Genomic DNA, 12,719 nt, shown 5'->3' on the forward strand with positions numbered 1-12,719 from the left:
TGAGCTAGAGCGCGAGCAGCTCCTTGGTCGTGATGGTGAGTAGCTCGGGTCCGCCGTCCGCCTCGGGGCGTACGACGAGCGTGTCATCGATCCGGACTCCGCCCCGTCCCGGGAGGTGGACCCCCGGTTCGACGGTGACCGGCACGCAAGCGTCCAGTTTACCCATGGCCGCGGGGGCCAACTGCGGGTCCTCGTCGATTTCGAGTCCGACCCCGTGCCCCGTCATCACCGGCAGCCCTTCTCCGTACCCCGCGGAGTCCAGGACCTGGCGGGCCGCGCGGTCCACGGCGCGGTAGGCCGCACCGGGCATCAGGGCTTCTCGTCCGGCGCGCTGGGCTGCGAAGACCAGGTCGTACAGCTCGATCTGCCAGTCGGCCGGAGAGGTGCCGATCACGAACGTACGGCCGATCTCGCAGCGGTAGCCGCGGTAGGTCGCCCCGAGACAGACGGAGAGGAAGTCGCCCTCCTCGACCCGGCGGTCGGTGGGGCGGTGACCGGGTCGGCCGGAGTTCGGGCCGGCGGCGACGGAGGTGGCGAAGGCCGGACCGTCGGCGCCGTGGTCGACCAGACGGCGCTCCAGTTCCAGGGCGAGATGACGCTCGGTGCGGCCGACGAGGATCGATTCGAGCAGTTCGCCCAGTGCCTGGTCGGCGATCTCCGCGCCGATGCGCAGACAGGAGATCTCCTCCTCGTCCTTGATCACTCTCAGCTGCTCCACCGCGCCGCCGAGGTCGGCGAGCCGCAGCCGGGGCGCGACGGAGCGGATGGCTCTGTGCCGGGCCATGGTGAGGTGGTGTTCCTCCACGGCCAGGCAGTCGGCGCCCAGGGCGGTGGCCAGGTCGGCGGCCGCGACCGCCGGATCGCCGCCGGGCCGCGGCAGCACCTGCACGCGTACGGCGTCGTCGGGCCGGCCCTCGCCGATCTGCCCGCTCGGCGGTGCCTCGCAGAGGAGGACGTCCTCGCTCCTCCCGAGCAGCAGCACCGCGCCCCGCGGTGCCGCTCCCGCGAGGTAGCGCACGTTGGCCGGGCGGGTCACGAGTGCGGTGGGGCTGCCGCCGGCCTGGCAGCGTTCTCTCAGCCGGGCTCTGCGGGCCGCGTAGACCTCAGACATGTGCCGAGCGTATGAGCTCCGCTGGGCGGGCGCCGGTCGGGCGGGGCCGAGTGGGGGCACGGGGGGCGGGGCGGGGCCGGGGTTCGTGGGTGCGGGGGGAGGTTGTGTGCCGTCCGCGAGTCGGTGGGGGTTGTTCGCGCAGTTCCCCGCGCCCCTGAAGGGTCGGCTCGGGCCGAAGGGGTCGACAGGCGGCTGGGGGCCGGTGGGGGGCGTTCGCGCAGTTCCCCGCGCCCCTGGTGGGGCGGGTCCGCCCTGGCGGGTTTCGAGGGTGCCGTGCGCCGTCGCTCGGTCGGCCACCACCTCGGCTAGTGGCCGTGCGGATGAGCGGGGGACGGGGGCGCCAGATGAGGGGGCCAGGTGCGGCAGTGTGTCGGCCGCGGGCCGGTGGGGGTCGTTCGCGCAGTTCCCCGCGCCCCTGAAGGGTCGGCTCGGGCCGAAGGGGTCGACAGGCGGCTGCAGGCCGGTGGGGGCGTTCGCGCAGTTCCCCGCGCCCCTGAAGGGCCGGCTCGAGCCGGTGGAGCCTGTCGCGCAGTTCCCCGCGCCCCTGGTGGGGCGGGTCCGCCCCGGTGGGTTTCGGGGGTGCCGTGCGCCGTCGCTCAGTCGGCTACCACTTCGGTGGGCTCGCTATCGATCTGGCCAGGACCTCGTCCAGGACACGGGCCGTGGCCGGGACGTCGAGCTGGGAGTTGTCGATGATCGGGAGGCCCGAGCCGTACCAGCCCGCCATTCGGCCGTGGATGCGGGCGACCTCCTCGTCGGTGAGGCGGCGGTTTCCCGAGCGCTCGGCGTTGCGTTCCAGGACAATCTCCAGGCCCGGCAGGAGGACGACGGGCAGCAGCCCGGGGCCGACGTGCCGCTTCCAGCCGCCGAGGCCGACGACCGGGCGGTCGGGGAAGACCGCGTCGTCGAGGATGCAGGAGATCCCGTTGGCCAGGAAGTTCCGGGCGGAGAAGCCGCAGGTGCGGCGGGCGAGGCGGTACTGCGCCTCGGAGTTGTCGTTCCAGCCGGACTGGGGGTCCGCGAAGCCCGAGCGCACCCACTCGCGTACGTCGTCCAGGCTGATGTGCGCGGTGGGCACCCGGCGGTGGTCCGCCCAGTACTTGGCGACGCTGGTCTTGCCGGCTCCGGCGGGGCCGATGAGCAGGACCGCGAGCGTGGTGCTGGTGACATCGGGCGCGCCGGTGGCGGCCGGCGGCATGGTGACCGGGCCGCCGGGCGGCAGTGGCACGTGTCCGGTGGTGTCACGCGGGACGCCGGGGCTGCCGGTGAAGCCCGGTGCGGGCGGGGCGGCGGGTCCGGGGGGTGCGGCCGGTGGCGGGGCCATGGGCGCGGGTGGGGGTGGTGGCACGGGGCCCGGGTGACCGCCCGGGGGCATCGGGTGCCCGGGCGGGTGCGTGCCGGGCGCTCCCGGGTGATGGGGGGCCGGGTGTCCCTGCTGGTTCGCGGTCGGCGGCCACGGGGCCGCCGGGTCCTGCCCCGGCCGGTGGGGCGGCGGCAGCGGAGCTCCCACTGCGTCCTGCATCCGGTGCCACTCCGTCTCGTACAGTCACATCGACACTGGCGGGCGGGGCCTGTCGACCCCACCCCTACCGAACGGTACCGTCCCCGGCCGTCGTTTGGTGAACGGCCGGGGACAGCCCGAAGTGCCCAAGTGGCAAGGGACACAAGGCGAATCGGGCAAGAGCTGCCCGAGTGGGCGTTACTGGCCCACTTCGCCGTAGGCGGCGAGGAGGATCGCCGGGTCGGGTCCTTCCAGGACGGTGGGCTTGGCCAGGCCGTCCAGGACGATGAAGCGCAGCAGGTCCCCCCGCGACTTCTTGTCGACCTTCATGGTCTCCAGGAGCTTCGGCCACTGGTCGTAGCGGTAGTGCAGCGGCAGACCGACCGCTTCGAGGACCGTGCGGTGGCGGTCGGCGGTCGCGTCGTCCAACCGGCCCGCGAGTCGGCCCAGTTCGGCCGCGAAGTGCATGCCCACGGACACGGCCGCGCCGTGCCGCCACTGGTAGCGCTCGTTCTTCTCGATCGCATGCGCCAGCGTGTGACCGTAGTTGAGGATCTCGCGGCGACCGGATTCCTTCAGGTCGCCCGAGACGACCTCGGCCTTGACCCGGATCGATCGCTCGATCAGCTCCGAGGTGTGCGGCCCGGCCGGCGTGCGGGCCGCCTGCGGGTCGGACTCGACCAGGTCCAGGATCACCGGGTCCGCGATGAACCCGGCCTTGATGATCTCGGCGAGCCCGGAGACGTAGTCGTTGACCGGCAGCGAGTCCAGCGCGGCCAGGTCGCACAGGACACCGGCCGGCGGGTGGAAGGAGCCGACCAGGTTCTTGCCCTCGGCGGTGTTGATGCCGGTCTTGCCGCCTACGGCCGCGTCCACCATGGCCAGGACGGTGGTGGGGATGGCGATCCAGCGGACCCCGCGCAGCCAGGTCGCCGCGACGAACCCGGCGAGGTCGGTGGTGGCTCCGCCGCCGACGCCGACGATCACATCGGTGCGGGTGAACCCGGACTGCCCCAGCGCCTTCCAGCAGTACGCGGCGACCTCGGCGGTCTTGGCCTCCTCCGCGTTCGGCACCTGGATGGCCACGGCCTCGAAGCCCTGCCCGGCCAGATCGGCCCGCAGGGCCTCCCCCGTGCCCTCCAGCGCCTCTGGGTGGATCACGGCCACCCGCTTGGCCCGGTTGCCGATCAACCCGCCCAGCTCACCGAGGAGTTGACGCCCCACCAGGACCTCGTACGGCTCGGTGCCCGCCGTACCGCCGACCTGGATACGGGTCACTGTCTCGCTCATGCTTCCTTCAACTCCAGTGCGTCCAGCGCCGCTCGGGTGACTTCCTCGGGCGTCCGGCCGTCGGTGGCGACGACGGCCGTGGCGACTTCCTCGTACAGATACCGCCGGGCGTCCATCAACTCCCGCCACTGCTTGCGGGGGTTGACGGCCAGCAGCGGGCGGGCGGCGTTGAGACCGGTGCGCTTGACCGCCTCCTCGACGTCCATGGAGAGGTAGACGACCCGCTGCCCGGCGAGCAGGGCGCGTGTGTCGGCGTCGAGGATCGCGCCGCCACCGAGGGCGAGGACGCCGTCGTGTCCGGCCAGCGCGGCGCGCACGGCCTCCTTCTCGATGGCGCGGAAGGCGGCCTCGCCCTCGTCGACGAAGATCTCCGCGATCTCGCGGCCCTGCTCGGCCACGATGTCGTCGTCGGTGTCGCGGTAGGCGACACCGAGCCGCTCGGCGAGCAACTGTCCGACGGTGGACTTGCCGACACCCATGGGGCCGACGAGGACGACCAGAGGCACCGGGCTCACCGGATCGCGAGGTGGTCGAGGTAGGAACGGACGTTGCGGGCGGTCTCGGTGACGTTGTCGCCGCCGAACTTCTCGGCCACCGCGTCCGCCAGCACCAGGGCCACCATCGCCTCGGCGACGATGCCGGCCGCCGGCACGGCGGAGACGTCGGAGCGCTGGTGGTGGGCCTGCGTGGCCTCACCGGTGGTGACGTCCACGGTCTGCAGGGCGCGCGGCACGGTCGCGATCGGCTTCATCGCCGCCCGGACCCGCAGCAGCTCACCGGTGGTGAGGCCGCCCTCGGTGCCACCGGAACGGCCGGAGACGCGCCGGATGCCCTCGGGGGTGTTCACGATCTCGTCGTGCGCCTTGGAGCCCGGCACCCGCGCCAGCTCGAAGCCGTCACCGATCTCCACGCCCTTGATCGCCTGGATGCCCATCAGCGCGCCTGCGAGGCGGGCGTCCAGCTTGCGGTCCCAGTGGACGTGCGAGCCGAGGCCCACGGGCACGCCGTACGCCAGGATCTCGACGACGCCGCCGAGGGTGTCGCCGTCCTTGTGGGCCTGGTCGATCTCCGCGACCATCGCCTTCGACGCGTCCGCGTCCAGGCAGCGCACGGGGTCCGCGTCCAGCTTCTCCACGTCGGCGGGTGTCGGGTAGACGCCCTGCGGGGCCTTCGCGGCCGCCAGCTCCACCACGTGGCTGACGATCTCGATGCCGGTCGTCTCCTTCAGGTACGACCGGGCGACCGCTCCGAGGGCGACCCGGGCGGCGGTCTCCCGGGCGGAGGCCCGCTCCAGGATCGGCCGGGCCTCGTCGAAGCCGTACTTCTGCATGCCCGCCAGGTCGGCGTGTCCCGGGCGGGGCCGGGTCAGCGGGGCGTTACGGGCGAGGCCGGCGAGGATCTCCGGGTCGACCGGGTCGGCCGACATGACCTGCTCCCACTTCGGCCACTCGGTGTTGCCCACCATGATCGCCACCGGCGAGCCCATGGACAGACCGTGCCGCACACCGCCGAGGAAGGTGACCTCGTCGCGCTCGAACTTCATCCGCGCACCGCGCCCATAGCCCAGGCGTCGCCGGGCCAGGTGGTCCGCCACCAGCTCAGTGGTGATCGGCACGCCGGCGGGAAGACCCTCCAGCGTCGCGACGAGTGCGGGACCGTGGGACTCCCCCGCGGTCAGCCAGCGCAACCTGCTCAACGGTGCTCCTATGCTCGCGTCCGGTACTGGATCCTGCCTGCGTGTACGCGCGTCCTCGCGTACGGCGACGGCTGCCGGGTGCGCGGCCCCGGCCCGCCACCTCCGATCCTCCCACGTCCGGGGCGGGGCCCTGGTCGCAGGTCCATCAGGCGGACGGCGCGAACGGCGGTTCCTCGCCACCGGCCGGCCCCCTCGGACCGGCCCGCCTGCGCCCGCCCGGAACGCTCAGCCGCGCTCGGCCAGCGCCCGCTCCCCCGCCCGCCTCATCGCGCTCACGGGAGCCGTCTTGCACCCGGTCATCTGCTCGACCTGCAGCACGGCCTGGTGCACCAGCAGATCGAGTCCGCCGACCACCGCCCCGCCGTACGCGGACCACCGCGCGGCCAGCTCCGTGGGCCAGGGGTGGTACAGGACGTCGAACAAGGTCGTCGGCATCTCCGGCACCGCACCGGACAGCGCGTCCGTCGCCCCGGCCGGGGTCGTGGCGATGACGAGGGGGGCGCTGAGCGCGCGTTCGGCGTCCGCCCAGTCCGCCGTACGCACCTCGACCTCCAGCCGCTCGCCCCACTGCCGCATCTCGGCGGCCCGGGCCTCGCTGCGGACGTACGCCACGACCTCACCGGTGCAGATCCGGGCGAGCGCGGCGAGGGCGGAGGAGGCGGTCGCTCCCGCGCCGAGAACGGCCGCCGACTCCACCTGCTCGATGCCCCGCTCGCGCAGGGCGGCGACCATCCCGGGGATGTCGGTGTTGTCGCCGACCCGCCGCCCGTCCTCCTCGAACACCAGCGTGTTGACGGTCTCGACGGAGGCCGCCGTCTCGCTGATCTCGTCCAGCAGCGGAATGACCGCCCGCTTCAACGGCATCGTCAGCGACAGCCCGGCCCACTGCGGCCCGAGTTGCTCGACGAAGCCGGGCAGCGCCTCCTCGTCGACCTCGAAACGGTCGTACGTCCAGTCGGTGAGCCCGAGTTCGGCGTACGCGGCCCGGTGCAGCACCGGGGACAGCGAGTGGGCGATCGGCGAACCGAGCACGGCGGCCCGGGACTTGGTGGCGGTGCGGCTCATTGTCCGTTCTGGGCTTTCTCGTACTTCGCGCGGTTCCTGTTGTGCTCTTCGTTGGTCACGGCGAACAGCGTCTCGTCCTTGCTGATCGACACGAAGTAGTACCAGTTGCCCTTGGCGGGCTTGAGCGCCGCCTTGATGGCCACGTCACCGGGGTTGTCGATCGGGCCGGGCGGCAGGCCCTTGATCTTGTAGGTGTTGTACGGATCGTTGATCTGCCGGAGCGAGTTCACCGATCCCGTGGCCAGCTTGGACTCGCCGCGCAGGTAATTCACCGTGGAGTCGAAGTCGAGCAGTCCGTAGGTCTCGGTGTTGTTCTTGCCGAGCCGGTTGTAGACGACCCTCGCGACCTTCTCGAAGTCCTTCTTGCTGAACCCTTCCGCCTGCACGAGGCTCGCCACCGTGAGCACCTGGAGGGGGTTCTCCAGCTTCAGACCATCGGCCTTGCCCTCCAGGTCGTACGCCTCGTACTTCGCCTTGGCGAGGTCGACCATTTCCTTCAGGACGGCTTCAGGCTTCATGCCCTTGGCGACCGGATAGGTGGACGGGTAGAGGAATCCTTCCAGCGGATCCTTGATGTCCTTGTTGTCGTTCGCCCACTCGGGAAGGCCGAGGCTCTCCCACTTCTTCTCGGCGACATCCCGAGTCGTACCCCTGTCAAGACCCAATTCCTTGTCGATCTTGACGTAGATATCGTTGTTCCGCTCGCCTTCGGCGACAGTGAAATTGCTCTGGCTCTTCGGATCGAGCATCAGAGCGATGGCCTTCTGGGCCGACATCTCCTTCTTGAGGAGATAGACGCCCGCCTGGATCTGGTCCTTCTCGGGAAGCTTCGCCAGAGCGGCCGTGAAAGCGTCCACGCTCTTGACGACCCCGGCCGCCTTCAGCTTCTGCCCGATCACCGAGCCGAATTCACCCTTGGCGACCGTGATGGTGACGGTCTCGTTCGTACCGTCGCCCTCGTAGTCGGGAGTCTCGCCGAAACGGCTCTGGTAGAACTGGTAACCGAAGTAGCTGACGCCGGCGAAACCGCCGCCGAAGACCATGACGACCACCAGGCAGGCGCAGCCGCTGCGACGCTTCTTCCCGCCCTTGCCCGACTTCCCGCCTTTGCCGGACTTCCCGCCGCGGCCTTTCCGGTCCGCCCGGCTCGACCGTCCCTCGGCCTCGTCGTCATCGTCGTCGTCACCGCCACCGGCGAAGAACGCGTGCTCACCCTGGTCCGGCCCGGGATCCCAGTCCGTCCGCTCGGCGGCCGGCTGCTTCTCGGGTTCGGGGGCGGGCTCCGGAACGGGCGCGGGCGCGGCCGCGGATTCCGTGCCGCGGCGTGAGGGCGGCTCCGGCGGCGGATACGCGTCGGGCGTGCCGTAGAAGTCCTGCCGGCCGTCGCCGTAGGCCATCGCCTGCTGCTGTGCCCCGTAGGGGTCGGCCGGGTCGGCTACGTAAGGGCCCTGCGCATGCTGGTGTGTTCCGTCGTTCCAGCCGTTGGCACCCGTGTGGTCGTACTGCTGCTGGCCCTGGCCGGCGTACTGCTGCTGATGCTGGTTCTGGCCGGCGTAGTGCTGCGCGGGATCGCCGTACTCCTGCTGGTACTGCTGCTGGGCGTAGGCGTCCGGGTGGCCCTGATGGCCGTTGTGCCAGGCGCCGTTGCCGTTGTCGTACTGCTGCTGCTCCGGGTAGTGCTGCTGCGGCTGGCCGCCGTAAGGGGACTGCTGGCCCTGGGCCTGCTGTCCGTCCCATCCGGCGTCCCCGTACAACGGGTCGTCCGGATGCCACGGTTCGGAGCCCGGGCCCCGGCCATACTCAGTCATCGATCCCCTAGAGCCGCGAGGCGGCGGTCACGCGGGGCCTGTGACTCGGCGTTCGTCCCCGCCTCTTTTTGTGCGGTGGCTGTTCGAAGGCCACCGCATCGCGCGGAACGTTACCGTATCGCGATCAGATGACCACTTCGACGCCCTCGCCCGGAGCTTTACCTGACATCCGTTCGGATTCCAACGCCTGTTGCAGGATGATCACAGCCGCTGCCTGGTCGATGACCGACCTGCCTTTTTTGGATTTCACACCCGAGGCACGCAGTCCTTGACCGGCCGTCACCGTGGTCATCCTCTCGTCGAGGAGTCTGACCGGAACCGGCGCGATCATGCGCGCCAGTTCCTGGGCGAATCCCCGCACCTTGACTGCCGCCGGTCCCTCACCCCCCTTGAGGGAGCGCGGAAGTCCGACGATCACCTCCATGGGTACGTACTCGTCGACCAGTTGTCTCAATCGCCGCTGGGCTGCGGGGACGTCGCGTCCGGGAACGGTCTCGACCGGGGTGGCGAGGATCCCGTCGGGGTCGCAGGAGGCGACCCCGATGCGGGCGTCCCCGACGTCGAGCGCGAGCCGACGGCCACGGCGCATGGCCGGGCCGTCGCCTTCGCTCGTGTGATCCGTCGTGCTCACTTGGCCGTCTCGGCGACCAGGCGTTCGACCGCGTCCACGGCCTCGCCGATGGCGGCCGGGTTCTGGCCACCGCCCTGGGCGACGTCCGGCTTGCCGCCACCGCCGCCGCCGAGGGTCTTGGCGGCCGTACGGACCAGGTCGCCGGCCTTCAGTCCGCGCTCGCGGGCGGCCTCGTTGGTGGCGATGACCGTCAGCGGCTTGCCGTTCACGGCGGTGAAGAGAGCGACCACGGCGGCCCGGCCTCCCTGGATGCGTCCGCGCACGTCCAGCACCAGCTTGCGGAGGTCGTCGGCGGTGGTGCCGTCCGGGACCCGACCGGTCACCACGGCGACGCCGGACACGTCCTTGGCGGAGTCGGCGAGACCGGCGGCGGCCTGCAGCACCTTCTCGGCGCGGAACTTCTCGATCTCCTTCTCGGCGTCCTTCAGCTTGCCGAGCATGGCGGAGACCTTCTCCGGGAGCTCCTCCGGACGGCCCTTGATCAGCTCCTGGAGCTGGGCGACGACCGTGTGCTCACGGGCGAGGAAGTTGTAGGCGTCCACGCCGACCAGAGCCTCGATACGGCGCACACCGGAGCCGATCGAGGACTCGCCGAGCAGCTTGACCAGGCCCAGCTGCGAAGTGTTGTGGACGTGCGTGCCGCCGCACAGCTCCTTGGAGAAGTCGCCGATGGTGACGACACGGACCCGCTCGCCGTACTTCTCGCCGAACTCGGCGATGGCGCCCTGCTTCTTGGCCTCGTCGAGGCTCAGGATCTCCGCGTGGACGTCCAGGTCGCGGGAGAGCACCTCGTTGATCTTCTGCTCGACATCGGTCATCACGGCCGTCGGAACGGCGGACGGGGAACCGAAGTCGAAGCGGAAGCGGCCGGGCTGGTTCTCGGAACCGGCCTGGGCAGCGGTCGGGCCGAGGGCGTCGCGCAGGGCCTGGTGGGTGAGGTGGGTGGCCGAGTGGGCGCGGGCGATGGCCGTACGGCGGCGGCGGTCGATCGAGGCCTGGGCCTTCGCGCCGACCGTCACCTCACCGACCTGGACGACGCCCTTGTGCACGTACACGCCCGGAACCGGCTTCTGGCAGTCGCGGATCTCGATGACGGCACCGGAGTCGACCTTGATCCGGCCGGTGTCGCCGATCTGGCCACCGCCCTCGGCGTAGAACGGGGTGCGGTCGAGGACGATCTCGACCTCGTCGCCCTCGGTGGCGGCGGGCGAGGAGAGCCCGTCGACGAGGATGCCGACGACCGTGGACTCGCCCTCGGTGTCCGAGTAGCCGATGAACTCGGTCTCCCCGGCGGCGTCGGCGATCTCGCGGTAGGCGCCGAGGTCGGCGTGGCCGGTCTTCTTGGCGCGGGCGTCGGCCTTGGCGCGGTCCCGCTGCTCCTTCATCAGGCGGCGGAAGCCGTCCTCGTCCACGGAGAGGCCCTGTTCGGCGGCCATCTCCAGGGTGAGGTCGATCGGGAAGCCCCAGGTGTCGTGGAGCAGGAACGCCTTGTCACCGGCGAGGACCTGGCCACCGGTGGCCTTGGTCTCCGTCACGGCGGTGTCGAGGATGTTGGTGCCGGCCTTCAGCGTCTTGAGGAAGGCGTTCTCCTCGGCGAGGGCGACCTTCTCGATGCGCTCGCGGTCGGTGATCAGCTCGGGGTACTGCTGGCCCATCATGCCGATGACGACGTCGATGAGGTCCTGGACGACCTGGCCGGTGGCGCCGAGCAGGCGCATGTTGCGGATGGCTCGGCGCATGATGCGGCGCAGGACGTAGCCACGGCCCTCGTTGCCCGGGGTGACGCCGTCGCCGATGAGCATCACGGCGGTGCGGATGTGGTCGGTGACCACGCGCAGGGAGACGTCGGACGCGTGGGCGTCGCCGTAGCGGACACCGGTCAGTTCGGTGGCCTTGTCGATGACGGCCATGGAGGTGTCGATCTCGTACATGTTCTGCACGCCCTGCAGAATCATGGCGAGGCGCTCCAGGCCGAGGCCCGTGTCGATGTTCTTGCTGGGCAGCTCACCGAGGATCTCGAAGTCCTCCTTGGAAGTGCCCTCGCCGCGCTCGTACTGCATGAAGACCAGGTTCCAGATCTCCACGTACCGCTCGTCGTTGACGGCCGGGCCGCCCTCGACGCCGAACTCGGGGCCGCGGTCGTAGTTGATCTCGGAACACGGGCCGCACGGGCCGGGGACGCCCATGGACCAGTAGTTGTCCTTCTTGCCGAGGCGCTGGATGCGCTCCTTGGGCACGCCGATCTGCTCGTGCCAGATGCGCTCGGCCTCGTCGTCGTCCTTGTAGACGGTGATCCAGAGCTTCTCCGGCTCCAGGCCGTAACCACCCTTGTCCTGGGGGCTGGTGAGCAGCTCCCAGGCGTGCTTGATGGCGCCTTCCTTGAAGTAGTCGCCGAAGGAGAAGTTGCCGCACATCTGGAAGAACGTGCCGTGCCGGGTGGTCTTGCCGACCTCTTCGATGTCCGGCGTCCGGACGCACTTCTGCACGCTGGTGGCGCGGTCGAAGGGGGGCTTGACCTCACCGAGGAAGTACGGCTTGAAAGGGACCATGCCGGCGTTGACCAGGAGCAGAGTCGGGTCGTCCGCGATGAGCGACGCCGAAGGGACAACGGTGTGACCGCGCTCCTCGAAGAAGCTCAACCAGCGGCGACGAATCTCGGCCGACTCCATCAGTGGTCCTCATTCCGGTTGTGCGGGTACGACGAGCTTTCGACGTACCTCGGATTCCTGCTGTACTTCGGGGTGTTGCTGTTCTCGATGGCGACGACACGCCTCGGGGCGGGCAACTCCGGGTGACGGCCGGGGTCGGCCTCGATGCCGAGTGCCTCGCCCAGTTCGGCCTCCCGCTGGGCCATGTTGTCGCGGACGTCGAGCGCGAAGCCGACCGCCCGTTCCTTCAGCTTGTGGCCCGCCTCGACCGCCTTGTGCGCGGCCTGGCCGGCGAGGTGCTCCGGGGTGAGCTGCTTCAGTTTGCGGTTGACCTTGGTGGTGGCCCACACTCCGGCGGCGACCCCTGTGGTGAACCAGAACGTACGGCGGAACATCGCTCGGTCAGTCCTTCTTTCCACGGGTGTCACGCCTGCTCCGGCGGGGGCCCGCGACGGTGCGTCCCACGATCACGGTACGACGCCGCTCCTCGGCGGGCTGCTCGCCCTCCCGGCGGCCGCCCAGGGCCCGGCGTACGCCGTAGCCGAAGGCGGCGACCTTGACGAGGGGGCCGCCGAAGGTGGACGCGACGGTCGTGGAGAGCGCCGAGGCGTTCGACGTGACCTCCTGGACGTCCGACGCGATGGCGTCGACCCGCTCGATCTGGGTCTGCGCGGAGCGCACCGCGGTGGACGCGTCGGCGAGGAGCGGGACGGCCTGGTCGGTCACGTCCGCGACGAGCTTGGTGGTCGCCTTGAGCGTCTGGGCCAGCCTCGCCAGCGCGACGGCGAGGAAGGAGACCAGGATCGCCCAGAAGACGGCCACCAGGATCCCGGCCACCTCTCCACCGGACACTGTCTGCACCCGCTCCCTGGAACATGCCTGAACGTCGAAAACTCGTGTCCCGAGCCTATCGCGCCGGAGCGATCGCCCAGTACCGCATTAATGCCTGTCCGGCCGGCCCGCGGTGCC

The 12,719-nt window shown here is 70.7% G+C and carries 11 protein-coding genes; all 11 read right to left on the reverse strand.

The window, feature by feature from the left end; genetic code table 11:
• Positions 1-4: 4 nt before the first annotated feature.
• Positions 5-1,111: a M24 family metallopeptidase gene (locus tag ACZ6BB_RS13650; protein WP_471615414.1), complete on the reverse strand. Its 1,107-nt coding sequence runs from the start codon at positions 1,109-1,111 to the stop codon at positions 5-7.
• 604 nt (positions 1,112-1,715) lie between these two features.
• Positions 1,716-2,633, reverse strand: a complete 918-nt coding sequence (locus ACZ6BB_RS13655; RefSeq protein WP_471615415.1) for an AAA family ATPase — start codon at positions 2,631-2,633, stop codon at positions 1,716-1,718.
• A 177-nt stretch (positions 2,634-2,810) separates the two neighbouring features.
• The gene (gene aroB, locus ACZ6BB_RS13660) at positions 2,811-3,902 is read right to left on the reverse strand and encodes a 3-dehydroquinate synthase (RefSeq protein ID WP_318809575.1); all 1,092 of its coding nucleotides are present in this window, start codon (positions 3,900-3,902) and stop codon (positions 2,811-2,813) included.
• Entirely contained in the window at positions 3,899-4,381 is a 483-nt protein-coding gene (locus ACZ6BB_RS13665; RefSeq protein ID WP_471615729.1) for a shikimate kinase, read from the reverse strand. Before ACZ6BB_RS13665 ends, aroB begins: the two co-directional genes overlap by 4 nt.
• 32 nt (positions 4,382-4,413) lie before the next feature.
• Positions 4,414-5,598, reverse strand: coding sequence for a chorismate synthase (gene aroC, locus ACZ6BB_RS13670; protein WP_318809572.1), 1,185 nt, complete (start codon positions 5,596-5,598; stop codon positions 4,414-4,416).
• A 225-nt stretch (positions 5,599-5,823) separates the two neighbouring features.
• Positions 5,824-6,663, reverse strand: coding sequence for a shikimate dehydrogenase (locus tag ACZ6BB_RS13675; protein WP_471615416.1), 840 nt, complete (start codon positions 6,661-6,663; stop codon positions 5,824-5,826).
• Positions 6,660-8,471 carry an endolytic transglycosylase MltG gene (gene mltG / locus ACZ6BB_RS13680; protein WP_471615417.1) on the reverse strand — a complete coding sequence of 604 codons (1,812 nt, stop codon included), beginning with the start codon at positions 8,469-8,471 and terminating at the stop codon, positions 6,660-6,662. Before mltG ends, ACZ6BB_RS13675 begins: the two co-directional genes overlap by 4 nt.
• 124 nt (positions 8,472-8,595) lie before the next feature.
• Positions 8,596-9,060, reverse strand: coding sequence for a Holliday junction resolvase RuvX (ruvX, locus tag ACZ6BB_RS13685; RefSeq protein WP_013005023.1), 465 nt, complete (start codon positions 9,058-9,060; stop codon positions 8,596-8,598).
• Between the two features lie 38 nt (positions 9,061-9,098).
• Positions 9,099-11,771, reverse strand: a complete 2,673-nt coding sequence (alaS, locus tag ACZ6BB_RS13690; RefSeq protein ID WP_471615418.1) for an alanine--tRNA ligase — start codon at positions 11,769-11,771, stop codon at positions 9,099-9,101.
• Positions 11,771-12,145 carry a hypothetical protein gene (locus tag ACZ6BB_RS13695; protein WP_471615419.1) on the reverse strand — a complete coding sequence of 125 codons (375 nt, stop codon included), beginning with the start codon at positions 12,143-12,145 and terminating at the stop codon, positions 11,771-11,773. The genes alaS and ACZ6BB_RS13695 overlap by 1 nt, the downstream gene beginning before the upstream one ends.
• 7 nt (positions 12,146-12,152) lie before the next feature.
• The gene (locus ACZ6BB_RS13700; RefSeq protein WP_467348619.1) at positions 12,153-12,602 is read right to left on the reverse strand and encodes a DUF948 domain-containing protein; all 450 of its coding nucleotides are present in this window, start codon (positions 12,600-12,602) and stop codon (positions 12,153-12,155) included.
• Positions 12,603-12,719 lie beyond the last annotated feature (117 nt).

The organism is Streptomyces sp. NPDC041108 (assembly GCF_055592645.1).